This window comes from Rhodococcus sp. BP22, from assembly GCF_014281965.1.
In the GTDB taxonomy this organism is placed as follows: Bacteria; Actinomycetota; Actinomycetes; order Mycobacteriales; family Mycobacteriaceae; genus Rhodococcoides.
The window spans coordinates 109,919-127,373 of record NZ_JACFTB010000005.1 but is presented as its reverse complement, the minus strand read 5'-3'; the positions used below and the strand labels follow the sequence as shown (position 1 = coordinate 127,373).

The following is a 17,455-nucleotide window of genomic DNA, read 5'->3' as shown; positions in this document are numbered from 1 at the left end:
TCCAGGAGAACCCATGTTCAAGCCCCGCCACGCCGCCCTCGTGATCGCCACACTCACACTCACCCTCACCGCCTGTGGCGAAAGCTCCGACTCCGCCGCAAGCACTCCCACCTGCCCAGGCGGGAAGATCCGCTTCGGTGTGGAGCCTTTCGAGGATCCCGCAAAACTGACCCCAGCGTTCCAGGTCGTCGGCGAAGCTCTTTCGGAGAAGCTGAATTGCCCGGTCGAGGTGACCGTGGTGGACAGCTACTCCGCCGAGGTCCTCGCCATGCGCAACGGGCAACTCGAGCTCGGTGTCTTCGGCCCGCTCGGTTACGTATTCGCGAGCCAGGAGGCCGACGCCCGCGCACTCGCCTCCTTCGGCACGGCCGACGGTCAGCTCTCCACCTACACGGCCGGGATCTGGGTGCCCAAGGACTCCGACATCAGGTCGATCGATGACCTTCGCGGACGCACTCTTGCCCTCTCCGAGCCCGGATCGACCTCGGGTGATGCACTTCCCCGGATGGCATTGCGCAAGAGCGGAATGCAGGACAACGACGTCAAGATCACCTATGCGGGCGGGCACCCCGAGGCACTGCTGGCATTGGCCAACGGCAAGGTCGACGCCGCCGAAATCAACTCCCAACAGCTGGCGACCTCCACCGGGGAAGGCCAATTCGACACCTCGAAGTTCCGGCAGGTGTGGACCTCGGACCCGATCCCCAACGACCCCATCACCGTCGCAGGCGGAACCAGCCCGGAATTCCAGAAAGCCGTCGCCGACGCCCTGGTGGACCTGCCGCCCGACGTCGTCGCCGAGGCTGGAGCTCTGCTCGACGTCGACCCGGCCGGACAGCTCCTTCCCGTAGACAAGAACACGTACCAGCCACTGTTCGACCTCGCCGAAGCCCTAGGCCTCACCTCCAAGGACGCGGAATGACCGCCGACGTGTTGTCCAAAACAACAAGGGGCGCAATTACTCTCGAGCGCGACGCCCCCGCGTTGTCGATCCGCGCGCTGCGAACTTCCTTCGGTGACCGGACCGTCCTGCACGGCGTCGACCTCGACGTTCACGCCGGGGAATTGGTAGGCATCCTCGGCGCCAACGGATCGGGCAAGTCGACGATGCTGCGATGCGTCGTGGGCCTGACCTCGGTGGACGGCGGCAGCATCGAGATCGGCGGCGAATCCGCACTGACTCATGGCCGTGCCCGCAAGGCGGCCATGGTGTTTCAGCAGATTCATCTCGTCGGGCGAAGGTCGGTCCTCGACAACGTCTGCGCGGGCGCGCTGGGGCGATTGTCGCTCCGCCGATCGTGGTCCACCCTCGCATTCCCGCGTGCTCTGCGGGAGGAGGCGATGGGATGCCTCGACCGCGTCGGGCTCGCCGACCGAGCACACGACCGCGCCGACCGACTCTCCGGCGGCCAACAACAACGCGTCGCCATTGCCCGCGCACTCTGCCAACGAGCACCTGTCCTCCTCGCCGACGAGCCCGTCTCGGCCCTCGACCCCGCCTCGGCCGAACAGGTCATGACGTTGCTGCAGTCCTTGGCCTCCGACGGCATCGCCGTCGCCGCGGTACTGCATCAACCAGATCTTGCGCGACGGCACTGCCATCGCATCGTCGGGCTCGATCAGGGCCGAATCTCCTTCTCCTGCAGGGCCTACGACCTGGACGACGACACCGTTTCCGCGCTTTACAGCCCCTCCGAGAGAGCCGACCGATGACCACTCTCGAAGTCCGACGCCTCGAGGTCCCGCCTCACCCGCGTCGCCGAATGGGCCTGATCGGGGGCGCAGCCCTCGTCCTCGGCTTGATCGCGGTACACATCTGGGCGGTGGAGGAAACCGATGTGTCCGCCACCGCTCTCATCAGCGGGTGGCAGGGCATCGCCTCGTTCCTCGGCTCTGCATTCCCACCGGACTTTTCGTGGACGACCGTTGTGCAACCGGGTATCGAGGCATGCCTGGTCACGCTGGCGATCGGACTCGTCGGCACGACGTTCTCCATCCCGTTCTCGATCCTGTTCGCCGTACTCGGATCACGGTCGACGAACCGAAACCCGTTCGTATATCAGGCTGCTCGGGCCGTCATGTCGTTCCTGCGCGCGGTTCCCGACATCGTGTTCGCGCTCATCTTCGTCACCGCCGTCGGGCTCGGACCATTCGCCGGCGTGCTGGCGATCATCCTGCACAACACCGGAGTGATGGCCAAGCTCTGGTCCGAAGCGATGGAAGAGATCGACCAGGGGCCCATCGACGCACTACGCGTCGCCGGAGCGTCGAGCACGCAGGTAGCGGCACATGTAGTCCTACCGACGGTCGTTCCGCAGTTCGTCGGGCTGTTGCTCTACCGGCTCGACGTCAACGTCCGGTCCTCGCTCGTTCTCGGACTGGTCGGCGCCGGCGGTATCGGATTCCTCATCAACCAGTCGATCTCACTGTTCCGTTTCGACGAGATGATGACCTACATCCTGATGGTTCTGGTGCTCGTCGTCGCCGTCGACCTGCTCAGCGGTGCAGTGCGCAAGCGCCTCGGGGCATGACCGCCCTCGCGGCCGTGTGGTCGGGGACGTCGTTCTCCCTTCAGCAGGTGCCGTTCCCGGAGTTGGCCGATGGAGAAGTTCTCGTCGAGATCGAACTGTCCACGGTGTGCGGAAGCGACCTGCACACGGTCGCCGGGCATCGCAGTACACCGGTCCCCACCGTCCTCGGGCACGAAAGCGTCGGGCGCGTGGTCAGCATCGGCGCGGACGCGACCGTCGCCGTCGGAGATCGAGTGGTGTGGACTGTCGGTACAGCCTGCGGCACCTGCAGGAGATGCGTGCGCGGGGTACCGCAGAAATGCGTCGACCTCCGCAAGTACGGACACACAGCGATCAGCGACCGGTGGACTCTCAACGGCGGCTTCGCAACTCACATACACCTCCTGGCCGGGACGCGCGCCGTCGTCGTACCGGAAGATCTGCCCGCGACGCTCCTCGCCCCCGCGGGGTGCGCCACCGCCACCGTCGTCTGCGCGGCACGTCGAATCGGGCTCACCGCAGGTGACGCCGTCGTGGTCCTCGGATGCGGCATGCTCGGGCTCACAGCAGTGGCCTACGCCCTCGACCGCGGGGCCGCATCGGTGGTGGCCTGCGATCCGGACCCGGCCCGTCGAGCATCGGCGTCGGCCATCGGGGCGAGAGCGGTGTGCGCGCCGGAAGAGCTGGCCGACGTGGCCCGCGGAGCCGATGCGATCTTCGAACTGTCCGGGAACTCGTCCTCCGTCGCCGCTGCACTCGACGTAGTGGATCTGGGTGGTCGGATCGCACTGGTGGGATCGGTGTTCCCCAGTTCAGCGGTCGAATTCGATCCTGAACATCTTGTGCGGAACCTCGTCACCATCGCCGGAAGCCACAACTACGCACCGGCCGACCTCGTCGAGGCGGTGGAGTTCTTGCAGCGCACACCGGCGGCGCAACCACTGGCTACGGCCGTCGGAATGCCTCATCCGCTCGAAGAGATCGACGCTGCCTTCGTCTCCGGACGGTCCGCTGTGCGGGGTGCCGTAGGCTAGCTCACAGGCGGGGTACCCCCGGGGGTACTTGCATACCCCCCTCGGTATGTGCGACAGTGGAGCAACAGAGCCACCGCTGACAACTGCTGGTCGCATACCCCCCACCCGTATAGGAGTAGCTGATGTCCGAGTCGGACACCGTTCCAGATTCACGTCGTGAATCGGAAAAACAACAGCACCGAAAGCCCGGCATACTCGGCCGACTGGGCAGCACCATGGTCACCCGTCGCAAGTGGGTGTTCGGAGTCTGGCTCATCGCTCTCGTCGCCCTCGGGTCCGCCGCGCCGTCTGTCTTCACCTCGCTCGCCGGAGCGGGATGGCAGGCCAACGGCTCCGAGTCCGTCCAGGTCCGCGAGCTAGCGCAAGAACACTTCGGCGGGAACTCCTCGGCTGCAGTGCAGGTCGTGGTGCATTCCGACACCGCAACGATCGACGACCCCGCAGTGCAGCAGACACTCGCCGCGGTAACCGGAGTCTTCGACGGCGACGCACGGTTCGGCGAGATCATCGCCCCACAACCAGGCATGACGATCAGCCCCGACCAGCACACCGGCATCGTCATCGCAGGCGCCAATGCCAGCACCGACGACATGGTCAAAGCCGTCGACGACATCAAAGGCGACCTGACCGCACTATCCGGTGACGGCATCGAGGTCTACCCCACCGGATCATCCGCACTGTGGTCGGACTTCAACAAAGCCAACCACGACGCGATGATCCAGGCCGAATTGATCTCCTGGCCAGTCACTTTGGCGATCATGGTGCTCGCGTTCGGCTCCCTCGTCGCCGCTGGCCTACCGTTGCTGCTGACCGTCGCCGGACTCGTCGCCTCCGCAGGTGGCCTCGTCCTGCTGAACCAGGTCACACCGATCTCGGTGTGGGCGATGAACTTCGCAATGATGTTCGCCCTCGCCCTCGGAATCGACTACGCCCTCTTCATCGTCGCCCGGTTCCGTGACGCCCTACGCAAGTCCGATCCGCGGGCAGCGGTCGCCGAAACCATGGACACCGCCGGTAAAGCCGTGGTGCTCTCCGGCCTGACCGTGCTGGTCAGCCTGAGCGCAGTCCTACTCGTCCCTGCCCCCGCGGTGCGGACGATGGCCGTCGGAATCATGCTCGCAGTGTTCTTCGTCCTCGTCGCCACCCTGACATTGCTGCCGGCGACGCTCGGCGCACTCGGCAACAAGGTCAATGCCGCTTCACTGCCCTACGCCAAACGCCAAACGCACCGCTCGCCGAAGTTCGCGGCCTGGGGCGAACTGCTCCACAAGCACCCCTGGCCGTTCGCAGTCGTCTCCGTCGGCATCTTGATCGCACTCGCATTGCCAGTCCTGGGGCTCAAGGTTGCGATGCCGTCCATCGCCGTCGTCCCCGAGGACGCACCCGTCCGCCAAGGCTACGAACTGGTCCAGGCACAGTTCGGCGACGGAGCACCCGGCGCACTACAGATAGTCGTCGCCGACGCCGATGCCCAGCAGACCGCAACAGCGGCAGCAGGCGTCGACGGAATCGCCATGGTCACCCCACCCCAAACCGCCATGGACGGATCAGGATACTCACTGCTACAAGCACTTCCGACGGTCGATCCTTCGGATGAAGCGATGGGCACCATCCTCACCGACCTCCGCGCCGAGCTTCCGGAGTCCGCACTGGTCGGCGGCGCACCGGCAGAGAACCTGGACCTGCAGCAGGCCCTGAACGACTACCTGCCGCTGGTGATCGGCATCATCCTCGTCCTCGGCTTCATTCTGCTGCTCGTCGCACTGCAAGCTCCGTTGATCGCGGTGCTCGGTACCGTCGTCAGCTTGCTGTCCACCGCCGCCGCATTCGGTGTCGCGAAGCTGATCTTCCAGGACGGCCACGGCGCATCCCTGCTCGGCTTCACCCCACAGGGCTTCCTCGACGGCTGGGGACCGGTGTTCTTCTTCGCGATGATCTTCGCCATCGCCATGGATTACACCGTCTTCCTCCTCGCCACCGCGAAGGAGCACTACGAGAAGTCCGGTGACGCAAAGATCGCCCAGGTCGACGGCCTCGCCCACTCCGGTCGCGTCATCCTCGCGGCAGCAGCGGTCATGGTCGCGGTGTTCTTCACCTTCGCGCTCTCCGACCCGCTGCCACCGAAAGAAATGGGCATCATTCTCGGCGTCGCAGTCCTACTCGACGCAGTGCTGATCAGGCTCATCCTGCTCCCGGTGATGCTGCGCCTGACCGGCCACGCGGCCTGGTGGTCACCGGCATGGCTCCGCAAGGTTCTGCCGTCCATCAGCTTTTCCCACTGACATTTTTGTACAGAAGATCGGAGAGAAAAATGATCGACAAGTTCTCGGGCTGGCCCATCGAACGCACCGTTCCCGCCCTCGCGGCCGCCGTTGTCACCACCGGTCTGGTCCTCGGCGAAACCAGCTCCCCACGCTGGCGGTTCCTGAGCGCCTTCGCCGCAGCAAACCTGGGCCTCTACGCTGCAGTCGGATGGTGCCCGGCAAGCCTGCTTCTCTCCAAAGCCGGCGTGCCCAGTCTTCGTAACGCTCGAAACGGGTAGTCCTTTTACAAGGGCAGCTCACAACCGAAAGGAACCACTTATGAACATTGCACTATCGACCACATTGACCGATACCGACTTCGACACCGCCGTCGCAAAAACCAAAGAGGCACTTTCCGCGCAAGGCTTCGGCGTCCTCACCGAAATCGATATGCAGGCCACCCTGAAAGCCAAGCTCGGCGAGGACATGGAGCAGTACCTGATCCTCGGCGCCTGTAACCCGAACCTCGCCCACCGCGCGGTCGGCGTCATGCCCCAGATCGGACTGCTGCTCCCCTGCAACGTCCTCGTCCGCGCCGACACCAACACCGCAGGATCGTTCCTCGTCGAGGCAATGAACCCTGCCATCATGGTCGAGGTCACCGGCGAAGCCGAACTGTCCTCCGTCGCACAGGAAGCGACGACCAAGCTGCAGGCAGCGATCTCCGCTCTCGGCGGCAAGAACTCCTGATCCAACCGACGGGGGCGGCCAGGTTCATCCTGGCCGCCCCCGTCTGCGTCCTAGGACGCAGGCACTACAGCTAGTGATCTGCGCGGCGGAGCGCGATGACGTTGTCGGTCACCGTGGCTCTCTGCCCGTCAGGTCCCGACGCGGTTCGCTGCGCTGCTTCGACGCGTATCGGTTGCCAGTGGTTCTCGTCGAGGCCGAGCTTTTCCAGGGTGTCCTGTGGTGTCGGGAACCGAACGTCGGGGTCTTGGTTCCAGGACCAGGGGGCCGTCGAGGCATGATCGACGATCAGAAGCACACCCTGCATTGCGACGCTCACTGCTGCTCTGCGGAGGACCTGTTCCCGGGGGATGTCGATCGGGGTGTGGAAGTACTGTGCGGACACCAGATCGAACGATCCGTTTGGCAGGGACTGCGATACGTCGCATTTCTCGAAATTCACGTTGGCAGCGAGGCCCCGTTCAGCGGCTTGGGCGCGGGCGCGTTCGAGGACAGTGGCAGAAACATCGACCGCTGTGACCTTCCATCCCCTGCTTGCGAGCCAGAGTGCGTCCCCGCCTTCGCCGCAACCGATATCCAATACCGACCCCGGAGTCAGGTCGGCAGTGATATCGGCGAGCACTGCATTGGGTAGACCGCTCCATGGTCGAATATGCTTCTGGTAGTGCGGTTCCCAAAAAGACTCGGACGCGGGGCGCGGGACGGTAGAGCCATCTTCATGTGTCGTCACTGTCATACCTTCGATTCGGTGGAAAATCCATGACGTCGGGCGCCCAGAACTCGTTCGCACACTTCCGCTTCTGCCGCGGCGGAGAACACATCAGGTGCCGTCGGGGCAGTTCGCCTCTCGGCGACGACGCGTCGCACGTCCTCGTCGAGGAGGCTCGCATTGATCGCCGCCGCTGCGGTGAATCCTGCCGCTGCCGAATTGATCACTCCGGCATACATATCGGTGACATTCCCGGCGACCCATACGCCGGGCACCTGCGTAGCTCCGCTCGAATCCGCGGCGAACACGGAGCCGAGCAGCGCCTCGCCCACCCGCTGTTCGGTCGGATGCAGCCCTAGTGACTCGAGCACCTCGGAGTGCGCGGAGAACAGCGGCGCAACAACTAATGCTTGACAGGCGAGCGTGTCGCCCGACCCCAACCTCACACCCGTCATGCGATCATCGTCGACGAGCACATCGGTGACCTGGCCGTCGATCACCGAGATTCCGCGGGCGGCGAGCACTTCCCACTGCTCCTCGGTCGGTTCCGGAGCTGTGTGCAAAAACAAGGTGACATCGTCACTGAGCTGACGGAACATCAAAGCCTGATGCACGACGCCCGGCCCGATGCCGAGGACCCCGATGGCCTGGTCCCGCACTTCCCATCCATGGCAGTACGGGCAGTGCAGCACATCACGGCCCCACCGCTCACGCAGACCAGTGATGTCGGGGAGTGTGTCGGTGAGTCCGGTGGCGACCAAAAGCTTCCGGGCGCGCACCTTCTGCCCGTCGGCCAGATCGACTGTGAAGCCAGTCTCGGTGCGCTGGGCAGCAACAGCACTTCCGGAAATCACCGTGCCGCCGTAGGACGAAAGCTCGTCTCGACCGACAGCTGTCAACTCAGTCGCGGAAATGCCGTCCCGAGTCAGGTAATTGTGCACTCCCGCGGCGGGCGCATTGCGAGGGCGTCCGGCATCGATGACGATCACCGAGCGTCGGGAACGCGCCAGTGTCACCGCTGCGCTCAATCCGGCAGCACCACCACCGATCACTGCAACATCCCAGGTACGGGATCGATTGTTCATGCCTTGTCCGTTCATTGTGCAAATATGAACTGCCCACATCCTCGGTGACAAGTTCTCTTGCTGATCTGTCAAGATGGAGGCATGAACTCCGACATGAGTACCTACTTGGAGCAGACCATCAGCGCAGTCGGGCCCCGGCTACGGGTCCTGCGCAAACAACGAGAGACCACACTCGCCGACCTCTCCGCGGCCACCGGGATCTCCGAGAGCACGCTCTCTCGGCTGGAGTCAGGGCAGCGCCAACCCACCCTCGAGCAACTACTCGCGCTGGCGAGGACGTACCGGATGCAGGTCGACGAACTGATCGGCGGCCCGTTGACGGGCGACCCGCGGGTTCACCTGCAGCCAGTGACCCGTTACGGGATGACATGGCTACCGCTCACTCGTCGCGCCGGCGGAGTACAGGCACACAAGCTCATCATCCCGGCGGCACGGTTCGGCGATACGCCGATACCTTCCTCCCACGAAGGGTACGAATGGCTGTACATACTCAACGGACGGGTCCGACTCGTTCTCGGCGACCAAGATCTGATACTCAGCCCCGGTGAAGCAGCCGAATTCGATACCCATGTCCCGCACTGGTTCTCCACCGCGGACGACGCATCCGCCGAGCTGATCATTCTCTTCGGCCAGCAAGGTGAGCGCGCACACCTTCGTGCCCGATCGGAGCAATGACGCCTGATCGCTGCTGCTCAGAGGAAGTCAGCGCCGCCTTCTATGCCCCCAGGGGTACTATGGAGGAACACCCAGCACAATCCGAAGGAGTCCGACATGAACGGCGACCAAGACAGCATCGCATTGGTACTCAACCGACTGCGACGCGCCCATGGCCAACTCGCCGGCGTGATCGGCATGATCGAAAACGGACGCGACTGCAAAGACGTCGTCACCCAACTCGCCGCCGTCTCGCGCGCACTCGACAAAGCCGGATTCAAAATCGTCGCCACCGGTCTGCGCGAGTGCATCACCGGCGAGACCGCCGGCGACACCGAACCGATGACCGAGGCCGAACTCGAGAAGCTCTTCCTCGCGCTGGCTTGACCGTCTGGAGGTGGCTGACGGGGGCCCTCACTGTGCTGGTAGCAGTGGTGTGCGCGGTAATCATCTCCACCTTCACTCCGCCAGTCGTCCTCTTCCCCGTCTACGCACTGGCCTCTGCCGTCTTGCTGTTCCTGGGCGCACTCTGGCTCGTACTCGCACTGATCGGGTGGTTCAAATACCATTCGCTGCGATGGACCGCCGTTGCACCGGCCATCGTCATCGTCACAGCCGCACTCGTCTTGTTATCCGTACCGTCGAAAGGCGCATTCGCGGTATCGAAGGGCGCACTGGAAACCGTCGCCCAGGACTGCACGAAATCTACGGACACCCGCCGAATCGGGGCATACGCGGTCCGTTCGGTCCGTCCCACCGACAGCGGATGCCTGTTCTTCATCGTGGGCGGCCTCATCGACTCGATCGGCCTGGCCTACCTACCGGACGGCGCGCCCTACCTCGGCGAACCGCGTCGCGACGGAGACATCGGATACGAAAGATACGATGGCGATTGGTACCGGTTCGTGCAGCAATTCTGAGCCCACGTGTGCGTATTTCTGTGGGCCACAACAACAATTAATCAGCAACTCTGGTAATTCTAACTAGTGAATACACTGGGGAATAGCTCGATACTTAACGATTGAACACCATCCACTCTTTTACGCCGGCGGAAACGGGCATATCGGTCCATTCTCAGTTTTCGCACCACGCGCATTTATTCGCTACTCTCGGGAGGAATACACACCTCGAAGGGATCTCGCACCGTGGCGAAGCAAGTAATCTATGAATTGGTCGACGACATCGACGGCACAGCAATCAACGAAGGCGAAGGCGAATCGATCGAGTTCTCCCTCGACGGCGTCGACTACGTCATCGACCTGAAAATTAAGAACGCCAACGAATTCCGCAAGCGTCTCGAACTGTACGTCGGACACGCAACCCGCGTCGGCGGCCGCAAGCGCAAAGTAGCATCAGCCGGCGTCGCCCCGAAGGCCGCATCTTCATCGGCGCCTACGACCAAACGTGACCCTGCTCAAACCCGCGCTATTCGCCAGTGGGCATCGGACAGCGGCTATGAGATCAACGACCGCGGACGCATTCCCGCCGACATCGTCGAAGCATACGAAACAGTAAACGCCAGCTAGATTCCGACGCGCCTGGCCTGCCTACCGGTCAGCCAGGCGCCTCGAATCGGCATAGAACGCCGAAGATTATCGATTCCGGCTGTCACTGTTCGCGGAAATTGTTCGGTATTTGTGTGCTAACCCCGCCCCCACCGCTTCAATGGTCCATTCATACGATCAGATAGCTTCAGGGCGCCATTCAAGCGACCAGGGGCCCGGCCGCGCGAAGCAGGTCAGTTCTTCGGGTACTTGTACAGGCCTTCCCCGGTGGAGATGCCCAGCTTTCCCTTGTCGATGTAGTTCTCCTTCAGGAAAGCAGCCAACCGTCGCTGGTCTTCGTTGCCCTGAGAGGCGATGTTGTACGGCGTAGTGAGTCCGATGATGTCGTAGATCTGGCATGGGCCGAGCGGCGCGCCGGTGGCGATGCGCCACGTCTTGTCGATCATTTCCGGATCGGCGACTCCGTCGACGAGGAGGAGTCCCGCCGCGTCGAGGAACGGTACGAGGAGGGAATTGAGCAAGTAGCCGGGCTGTTCCTTCTTCAGCTCGATCGGGACCATGCCGATCGCGGATGCGAAGTCGACGACCGTCCGGTACACAGCCGGGTCGGTCTTCGACGTGCCCATCACCTCGGCGGTGTTGCGGACCCAGATCTGGTTGGCGAAGTGCAGCGCGAGGAACTTCTCCGGTCGACCGGTGGAGTCCATGAAGTCGCTGGGAAGCAGCGTCGAAGAGTTCGTCGCAAAGATCGTGTGCTCGGGGGCGAAACCGCCGATCTTGGTGTAGGTATCGCGCTTGATGTCCAGATTCTCGGGAACGGCCTCGATGACCAGGTCTGCGGCCTGTACAGCTTCCTTCAGGTTCGACGACAGAGTGATCCGCTCCAGCGCGGCCGCTGCCTTGCCGTCGGCCGCACCTTCGACCTGCTGCGTGTACACCTTGACCAGCTTGTCGAACTGCACCTTCGCCTTGTCCAGCGCCGCATCGTCGATGTCATATGCGACTACCGAAAATCCATGGTACGCAGTCTGATACGCGATCTGCGAACCTAGAACGCCTGTTCCCAATACCGTCACGTTGGTGATGTCGGTCATCTGATGGTCTCCTCTGCAGTTCATTTGTCATCGTTCACCGAAACGAGGTCACAGATTCACCGCTGGAGAGGGTGTGGCGCACGCGCTAGCCCTCCTGCGGAGTTCGGCCACCTCTCAACATACGCCAGATTCTCGATTCGAGGTCGAGCATCGAAAGTTCGAGAGATCCGGCACGGATGCAATCGTCCGGCGAAACTCTTTGTCCATCAACGTACTACCAACACAGGCGAGATTCGGTTCATTCCAATACGGGCGTATGATCGGTGACACACACCGACCGAATTCCCCGGTCCGAAGAGGCCGCTACCCGTGAGCACTGTTCCGGCTCCCTGCAGGTGAAGCAAGGGTCGACTAGAATCGTTCGACACGTTGATCGCCCGCCTCGTGAATGAAGCCCATGAGCAAGTACACATTTCGATCTATCGAAAGTGAAGCCGTTACCCTACTGCTGCACAGCGCAATTCGATGATCAAGCGTAAATCACCCTCCTTCACTGCTTGCCCGCACCGCGCCAACTCACCGACGAGCACATCTTCGACTGGCTCGACGATCTGTAGTGATCGGGGCAAGTGCAACCGGTCAGTGCCGATCGCTCACTGCGCTCCGGTCGACGACAAGTTCCGTGAAGAGGACAGCCACCGGTCGAGTAGGGCGAGCATCGGGTGTCGCGAGTCAATGTGTCGCGCTTTGTCCGCTGCAGTGTTGGAGAGAGATTGCGTGATCACTGTTTTGGCGCCCACAGTGATCGACGTGTGCTTGCCGAGCCTGGGCTGAACAACGGTGTCCACACCGGCGACCCGACTGAACGACTCGTCCTGCAGGAGTGCGAGCAACAGGTGATCGGTGCGATCCGCCGGTCCCCGCGGTGCACCGCCTCGTACCGCGCGTCTCCGACTGCCCCCTGGCCTACATGGTCTCCTTATATTCCGTGCTGTTGTCATCTGCAACTGACTGACCCTGGCGTCGACCAGCGGGGTAACTGTCTTTATAGTCCTGTTCGTGTCGTCTTCCGCTCGACTCGATGGCAGAATGTGTTGCGCGAAGTTCGCGAGGTTTGTCACCGGCAGAGCGAGGGACGTTCTGATGTATCAGGGAGGCGGCTGGACATGAACACCATCGATTCGGAACACGCCGGATACCGATTTGCGTCGCTGTCCTGGGACCTGGCGCAACACCCCGGAGCAGGCCCGACGGCACAGCGCGTCGCCGACCTCGCGGTCACGACCTTGGGCTGCAGTGGCGCTGCGGTGACCACCCTCCGCGACAACGGTCGGGTACGGATCATTGCGGCCAGCAATCAACGAACGATTGCCGAGGCCGCAAAGATCGCCGATCGCACGGGCCAGTCCGCCACCAAAGCCGTACTCGCCACCAAGGGAACCATCGTGAACAACGACGTGGAGAACGATCCGCGGTGGGTGCAGTATCGAGAGCTGATGACCGAGCAGACGTCGATCCGGTCGACCGCAAGCTTCTATCTGATCCTCGGCGGCGTCGAGTTGGGTGTCATGGGCTTCTACAGCGCCCATAAGGACTTCTTCACCGACGAGATCCTCTACGACTGCTCCATCTACGCCGACCATGCCGCAGTGGCACTGAAGAGTGCCGGGGCAGACGACCGCAACGATCAACTGTCGATGGCGGTGGACACCAACCGCGAAATCGGCATTGCCATCGGGATAGTGATGAGCCGGTACAAGCTCACCCGGGACGCCGCGTTCGACATGCTGGTCGTGGCCTCCTCGCACACCAACCGCAAGCTGCGGGACGTCGCGGCCGAGATAGCCGCCACCGGGAAAGTCCCGGCCTGGCGGTCTAAAGCCCTCGCTTCTTAGATACTGCTGCGCAGCAGCATTTATGAGGCGATGCGCGGCGCAGGGCTCCTGATAACGGCGGTGTAGATTCCCACCACCAATGCTGCGATCGCTGCAGTCCATCCGACGGTGGCATCGATGAGGTCGCCCGCGAGCCTGCCCTGCGCAATCCACATCAATCCCCAGACGATCCCCATAGCCGGTGCGAGAGCACCCGAAGAGTACGTAGCCAACCCGACGGCCACCAACGCGGCAACGACCAGGACGGCCGCTGCCCAAAAGGTCGCACCGCCGGTCACGCCGAGATCGACGAGCCACGCCGTCACGTTCGCGATGGTCGCCACGCATACCCAGCCGAGGTAGAGGCCCATCGTTCCGTCGGTGATCACCGCGTCGAGCCGGTTCTCGGGGCGCTGCTTCTGGAGGAGGACGAACACGCGGGCGAGGACCGCGAGTAGCGCTGCGATGACGAACACGCTCAGCCACAGCAATCCCACCTGAATGGTCAGGATCCATGCGGCGTTGAGCAGCATGGATACCGCAATCGGCAGTCGGAGGGGCTGGTGGCGCTCGCTTCGCCCGGGCAGCGCCTGCCACACCGCGTACGCGAAGAATCCGAAGTAGATGACCGTCCAGATCGAAAATGCAGTCCCAGCAGGCGCGACGAGCGTCGACGTGGCGCTGAGCGCACCGCCTGCGGCCTCCGCGATGGGAGTGCCGATCCATGCACCCGAGCCGATGAACGAGCCGATGACCGCCGCAATGGCGCTGACTATTACCCCGACCTTCATAACGGGTAGATGCCCGGATCGACGGTTCACAAACGGGGGGGTGGCCCGGAGCGGGCTTTCTGCTGGTGACGTTGCTTGTGCGGCCGGGGAGGTACCGCCCGGCCGCACAAGTTTCACCTCACGCCAGTTGAACGGTGGCCGTCGCCCGGTGCCCGAAGATGCGCTTGCCCTCGAAGGTCGCACCCAGCGAGATCACTGCCGTACGACTATCCGCGTCGAGCGATTTGATCTTGCCCGTGAACAGAATTTCTGCGGCGCGATGTGGATCGACGGGAATGGGTGCGGTGAAGCGGACCGTGTAGTCCTTGACCGCACCCGGATCACCCAACCATGACGTGATGTAACCGCCGCCGAGACCCATCGTCAACATGCCATGTGCCAGAACATTTTTCAGGTCGACGAGTTTGGCGAACCCATCGCTCCAGTGGATCGGGTTGGCATCCCCCGCGACACCCGCATAGTTCACCAGATCGCCACGAGTGAGGCGAAAGGTCTTTTCTGGCAACACATCTCCGACGGTGACGTCCTCGAACTTCACCGAAGGCGCCGGGCGATGGTCGACCAGCACGAGCGGTGGATGCTCCACCTGCTCCTCTTCCTCGTGCGTGGTGGCGTTCTCGCGAGCAGTCGACGGCGTAGCGCCGTGCATCACCAGATTCTCCGCTGCCTCGACGATGCCGGAGTCGACATCTCCGTCGCGGCCGATCAGTAGCGTCGTGTACGTGGTCTGTACGAGCTCGTTGCGCTGGTTGGACACGATGTTCTTGGTGACCATCATGTCCTTGCCCATGACCTCTTTGTAGGAGTCGAGGGAGACGTCGCAGTACAGCTGATCGCCAGCGACGATCGGCTGGTGGAATTCGAGGACCTGATCGGTTTGCAGCATCTGCCCCAGGTCGAATCCGACCGCGATCTTCTCGAGCAACCGACGCTGCGCAAGGGTGCCGACCAGGGAGATGAAGGTCAGCGGCGCTGCCAACCCGCGGTAGCCGAGCGCTTTGGCTGCGTCGGAGTCCCAGTGCACCTGGTTGAAATCCTGAACTGCGCGAGCGTACTCACGGACCTTCTCGCGTCCCACCTCGTAGAAGTCGCTCGCCCGGTAGTGCAGGCCCACCATTGCACGAACATGCTCCGCTGGATCGAAATTCTCAGAAGTTTTTCCAGTCATTTCTCGCAACATACCGGGCCGAGCGCCGCTAGTACATGTAGGTCCGCGACCTTGTGGGAGTTCACAGCCGGCGTCAGGCAGTGCGATGCCGGGGAACGACGTCGTAACTGTCCGGTTCGAACGGCGTCACCGGGGGGATGCGCGTCACTGCCGTCAGTGGGCGACGAGAGCGAGCCCGCGATGCATCGGCGGCCAGCAATGCCGCCCCGTGCGCGGTCAGTGATTCCGGCATATCGGGCACGAGTACCGGCAGCCGCAGATCGCGCCGAAAGACGCGGCGAAGCGAAGGGATATTCGCACAACCACCGACCATGACCAGTGCGTTGACCGATTTCGGTGCGTCGACGATGGCACTGGCAGTCCAGTCCTCGATCGATCGAACCGAGCGGTCGACGATGTCGTCGAAAGAGCTGCGCCACAGCCGAACCGGGCCACCGACGAATGGTCCGGTCACCTCCGCCACGCGCAGGCTCGACAACTGCTCACGAGCGAACCGAATGGCGACGCCGAGACTGTCCAGTGCCGAGGCGGACACCAGTTCGTCGGCACCGTAGGTGGCGAGTAGATAGTTGCGCACCGCCTCGTCGCACACCGATCCACCGAATCGAGTTGTGCGCTCCGAGCTGAAAACCTGACCGGTTACGGGATCAGCGATCGATACGGTGGTCCCTGAAGCACCGACGTCGCAGAGTGCGACCGTGCGCAAGCCCTCGAGCTGTCCGCTGCCGCGCAGGAACCTCAGCTGAGCGCCGAGTTCGGAGACGACCATGAATCGATCTGCCTTGTGCATCGAGTACGCCGAGGTCAGGGGCCTGCTCGCTGGGTCGTCCGGGACAGCGAGAACGGTATCCGCGGCGTCCACATCCTGCACCTTGGCCATGGAGTCCAGCAGGCCGAGTGCAGCGGCGACGTGCTCGGACGGCTCGAACAACCGCGCAACGTTGACCGAGCGCACCGAATCGTCCGCCGTATCGAGAGCTGTAGCCCGGGCGGCCGAAGAGCCCACTGACACCCCAAGCACCGTTTTCATGGCTTCCTCGACTCCACTATGACCGACCAGATGTAGAGACCATAGCCGTGAAATCAGTCCGTGGGTAGGCTTCCATACCTTTGAAGATTCTTAGAGTATGTTTCGGGCACCCAGGCTGCTACTCCGGAGGTGTTTCGAGCTCCTCCGTCGTCGTCGATGGGGGCGCGATCGTGGTGGTCGGGGGCTCCGGGGTGGGCTCGACCGACGTCTCCACCGGCGGCTGTTCCACGTCCGTCGGTTCGACGCCGCCCCCGGGCGATGTCGGCGTGACCACCGACGTGGTCGTGGGCGCGAGGGTGGGCGCGAGGGTAGGCGCCATCGTCGCGGCCGGCGGAAGATTCGGCCGCGGGCGTTCGGCGCTTGCGGCCGAGGGTCGTGAAACTCCGACGGGCGGGACGGATTCGGGTCGGACAGCAGGGTTCACCACAGGATCCGGGGCTTCCGACGGCACCTCCGCCGGAGAAACCGAATGATCTGAAGCCGGAATCGGCTTCGAGTACGGAGTGTCCGCCGTATCGACCGAGTCTGCGGGGATGACCGTTCTGCTGTCCACCGCAGGATCCACCGTCATCGCCAACGCGCTGACTCCCCCGAGCGCCGCCAACATCAAGGCTCCGACCGCAGCGACCTGCCAGATCCCGCGACGAGTACCGGAAGACGCCACGGTACGTCGGGCCGTACTCACCGGATTCAGTACACCGACCAGCAGGGCTGCAGCGACATCGGGTGGTAGCCCGTCTACGAGGTGGGAATCGAAGATGTCGACGACGATCAGCGGCTGCGCCTCGGACGCAGCGACCGCGTCGATGACGACCTGGCACTGCATCGCGTTCTCGCAGACGACGGCAGCACCGGTGACCGTGAGACCGCTCTGCAGGGCTTGAATCCTGGTCGATCCCAGTGCTGTGACAACGGCCTGGCCGATACCGTCGGGCACCGCTTCCACCGAAACGACGCGGGTTGCTACCGGCCCGAGCTCGGGCAGATCTGCGTCTACCAGGGAAGCCGTCACCTCGAAGGTGCTGACATGCACTCCGAGAGCTATACGCACGACAGACTTGCCCCCTTCCC

Annotated in this window: 20 protein-coding genes; 12 read left to right on the top strand and 8 right to left on the bottom strand. The window is 63.2% G+C overall.

Going from position 1 to position 17,455, the window contains the following annotated elements:
* The first annotated feature begins 13 nt into the window (after positions 1-13).
* The 7 genes from H2510_RS12390 to H2510_RS12360 all read left to right on the top strand — a co-directional run bounded on the left by H2510_RS12390 (position 14) and on the right by H2510_RS12360 (position 6,537).
* Positions 14-922, top strand: coding sequence for a phosphate/phosphite/phosphonate ABC transporter substrate-binding protein (locus H2510_RS12390; protein ID WP_186628620.1), 909 nt, complete (start codon positions 14-16; stop codon positions 920-922).
* Positions 919-1,713, top strand: coding sequence for a phosphonate ABC transporter ATP-binding protein (locus tag H2510_RS12385; RefSeq protein ID WP_186628619.1), 795 nt, complete (start codon positions 919-921; stop codon positions 1,711-1,713). Before H2510_RS12390 ends, H2510_RS12385 begins: the two co-directional genes overlap by 4 nt.
* Positions 1,710-2,531 carry a phosphonate ABC transporter, permease protein PhnE gene (phnE, locus tag H2510_RS12380; protein WP_186628618.1) on the top strand — a complete coding sequence of 274 codons (822 nt, stop codon included), beginning with the start codon at positions 1,710-1,712 and terminating at the stop codon, positions 2,529-2,531. Before H2510_RS12385 ends, phnE begins: the two co-directional genes overlap by 4 nt.
* On the top strand, positions 2,528-3,544 hold the full coding sequence (locus H2510_RS12375) for a zinc-binding dehydrogenase (protein ID WP_186628617.1): 1,017 nt from the start codon (positions 2,528-2,530) through the stop codon (positions 3,542-3,544). The genes phnE and H2510_RS12375 overlap by 4 nt, the downstream gene beginning before the upstream one ends.
* 122 nt (positions 3,545-3,666) lie before the next feature.
* On the top strand, positions 3,667-5,826 hold the full coding sequence (locus tag H2510_RS12370; protein ID WP_186628616.1) for an MMPL family transporter: 2,160 nt from the start codon (positions 3,667-3,669) through the stop codon (positions 5,824-5,826).
* Positions 5,827-5,855: 29 nt separating this feature from the next.
* Positions 5,856-6,086 (top strand): YgaP-like transmembrane domain, encoded by a 231-nt coding sequence (locus H2510_RS12365; RefSeq protein WP_088945035.1) that lies wholly within the window; start codon positions 5,856-5,858, stop codon positions 6,084-6,086.
* Between the two features lie 40 nt (positions 6,087-6,126).
* Complete coding sequence (locus tag H2510_RS12360) at positions 6,127-6,537, top strand: DUF302 domain-containing protein (protein WP_186628615.1); 411 nt, start codon at positions 6,127-6,129, stop codon at positions 6,535-6,537.
* Between the two features lie 70 nt (positions 6,538-6,607).
* Here H2510_RS12360 and H2510_RS12355 read toward each other — a convergent pair whose 3' ends face one another.
* Positions 6,608-7,264 (bottom strand): class I SAM-dependent methyltransferase, encoded by a 657-nt coding sequence (locus H2510_RS12355; RefSeq protein ID WP_315901352.1) that lies wholly within the window; start codon positions 7,262-7,264, stop codon positions 6,608-6,610.
* A 2-nt stretch (positions 7,265-7,266) separates the two neighbouring features.
* Positions 7,267-8,328 (bottom strand): NAD(P)/FAD-dependent oxidoreductase, encoded by a 1,062-nt coding sequence (locus tag H2510_RS12350; protein WP_186628613.1) that lies wholly within the window; start codon positions 8,326-8,328, stop codon positions 7,267-7,269.
* A 93-nt stretch (positions 8,329-8,421) separates the two neighbouring features.
* On the opposite strand from H2510_RS12350, the gene H2510_RS12345 reads away from it, so the two are divergent.
* The 4 genes from H2510_RS12345 to H2510_RS12330 all read left to right on the top strand — a co-directional run bounded on the left by H2510_RS12345 (position 8,422) and on the right by H2510_RS12330 (position 10,508).
* Positions 8,422-9,003: a helix-turn-helix domain-containing protein gene (locus H2510_RS12345; protein WP_186628612.1), complete on the top strand. Its 582-nt coding sequence runs from the start codon at positions 8,422-8,424 to the stop codon at positions 9,001-9,003.
* A gap of 96 nt (positions 9,004-9,099) precedes the next feature.
* Positions 9,100-9,369, top strand: coding sequence for a metal-sensitive transcriptional regulator (locus tag H2510_RS12340; protein ID WP_186628611.1), 270 nt, complete (start codon positions 9,100-9,102; stop codon positions 9,367-9,369).
* A gap of 32 nt (positions 9,370-9,401) precedes the next feature.
* Positions 9,402-9,902 (top strand): hypothetical protein, encoded by a 501-nt coding sequence (locus H2510_RS12335; protein ID WP_315901351.1) that lies wholly within the window; start codon positions 9,402-9,404, stop codon positions 9,900-9,902.
* Positions 9,903-10,127: 225 nt separating this feature from the next.
* Positions 10,128-10,508: an Lsr2 family protein gene (locus H2510_RS12330; RefSeq protein ID WP_186628610.1), complete on the top strand. Its 381-nt coding sequence runs from the start codon at positions 10,128-10,130 to the stop codon at positions 10,506-10,508.
* Between the two features lie 212 nt (positions 10,509-10,720).
* Here H2510_RS12330 and H2510_RS12325 read toward each other — a convergent pair whose 3' ends face one another.
* Both H2510_RS12325 and H2510_RS12320 read right to left on the bottom strand, forming a co-directional pair.
* The gene (locus tag H2510_RS12325; protein ID WP_186628609.1) at positions 10,721-11,581 is read right to left on the bottom strand and encodes a 3-hydroxyacyl-CoA dehydrogenase; all 861 of its coding nucleotides are present in this window, start codon (positions 11,579-11,581) and stop codon (positions 10,721-10,723) included.
* Positions 11,582-12,174: 593 nt separating this feature from the next.
* The gene (locus H2510_RS12320; protein WP_186628608.1) at positions 12,175-12,414 is read right to left on the bottom strand and encodes a hypothetical protein; all 240 of its coding nucleotides are present in this window, start codon (positions 12,412-12,414) and stop codon (positions 12,175-12,177) included.
* 273 nt (positions 12,415-12,687) lie between these two features.
* On the opposite strand from H2510_RS12320, the gene H2510_RS12315 reads away from it, so the two are divergent.
* On the top strand, positions 12,688-13,416 hold the full coding sequence (locus H2510_RS12315; protein WP_186628607.1) for a GAF and ANTAR domain-containing protein: 729 nt from the start codon (positions 12,688-12,690) through the stop codon (positions 13,414-13,416).
* 20 nt (positions 13,417-13,436) lie between these two features.
* On the opposite strand, the gene H2510_RS12310 is transcribed toward H2510_RS12315, so the two are convergent.
* The 4 genes from H2510_RS12310 to H2510_RS12295 form a co-directional block, all read right to left on the bottom strand.
* A complete protein-coding gene (locus tag H2510_RS12310) occupies positions 13,437-14,216 on the bottom strand; it encodes a TspO/MBR family protein (protein ID WP_315901350.1) in 780 nt (259 codons plus the stop codon).
* 88 nt (positions 14,217-14,304) lie between these two features.
* Positions 14,305-15,354, bottom strand: coding sequence for a fused (3R)-hydroxyacyl-ACP dehydratase subunits HadA/HadB (locus H2510_RS12305; protein WP_186628606.1), 1,050 nt, complete (start codon positions 15,352-15,354; stop codon positions 14,305-14,307).
* A 73-nt stretch (positions 15,355-15,427) separates the two neighbouring features.
* On the bottom strand, positions 15,428-16,384 hold the full coding sequence (locus H2510_RS12300; RefSeq protein WP_186628605.1) for an Hsp70 family protein: 957 nt from the start codon (positions 16,382-16,384) through the stop codon (positions 15,428-15,430).
* A gap of 118 nt (positions 16,385-16,502) precedes the next feature.
* Complete coding sequence (locus tag H2510_RS12295; protein ID WP_186628604.1) at positions 16,503-17,435, bottom strand: hypothetical protein; 933 nt, start codon at positions 17,433-17,435, stop codon at positions 16,503-16,505.
* Between the last annotated feature and the right edge of the window lie 20 nt (positions 17,436-17,455).

Bases quoted from the DNA above. Each gene is read 5' to 3' on its own strand.
- H2510_RS12390 (WP_186628620.1), top strand. From the start codon at position 14: ATGTTCAAGCCCCGCCACGCCGCCCTCGTGATCGCCACACTCACACTC.
- H2510_RS12385 (WP_186628619.1), top strand. From the start codon at position 919: ATGACCGCCGACGTGTTGTCCAAAACAACAAGGGGCGCAATTACTCTC.
- phnE (WP_186628618.1), top strand. From the start codon at position 1,710: ATGACCACTCTCGAAGTCCGACGCCTCGAGGTCCCGCCTCACCCGCGT.
- H2510_RS12375 (WP_186628617.1), top strand. From the start codon at position 2,528: ATGACCGCCCTCGCGGCCGTGTGGTCGGGGACGTCGTTCTCCCTTCAG.
- H2510_RS12370 (WP_186628616.1), top strand. From the start codon at position 3,667: ATGTCCGAGTCGGACACCGTTCCAGATTCACGTCGTGAATCGGAAAAA.
- H2510_RS12365 (WP_088945035.1), top strand. From the start codon at position 5,856: ATGATCGACAAGTTCTCGGGCTGGCCCATCGAACGCACCGTTCCCGCC.
- H2510_RS12360 (WP_186628615.1), top strand. From the start codon at position 6,127: ATGAACATTGCACTATCGACCACATTGACCGATACCGACTTCGACACC.
- H2510_RS12350 (WP_186628613.1), bottom strand. From the start codon at position 8,328: ATGAACAATCGATCCCGTACCTGGGATGTTGCAGTGATCGGTGGTGGT.
- H2510_RS12345 (WP_186628612.1), top strand. From the start codon at position 8,422: ATGAGTACCTACTTGGAGCAGACCATCAGCGCAGTCGGGCCCCGGCTA.
- H2510_RS12340 (WP_186628611.1), top strand. From the start codon at position 9,100: ATGAACGGCGACCAAGACAGCATCGCATTGGTACTCAACCGACTGCGA.
- H2510_RS12325 (WP_186628609.1), bottom strand. From the start codon at position 11,581: ATGACCGACATCACCAACGTGACGGTATTGGGAACAGGCGTTCTAGGT.
- H2510_RS12315 (WP_186628607.1), top strand. From the start codon at position 12,688: ATGAACACCATCGATTCGGAACACGCCGGATACCGATTTGCGTCGCTG.
- H2510_RS12305 (WP_186628606.1), bottom strand. From the start codon at position 15,354: ATGACTGGAAAAACTTCTGAGAATTTCGATCCAGCGGAGCATGTTCGT.
- H2510_RS12300 (WP_186628605.1), bottom strand. From the start codon at position 16,384: ATGAAAACGGTGCTTGGGGTGTCAGTGGGCTCTTCGGCCGCCCGGGCT.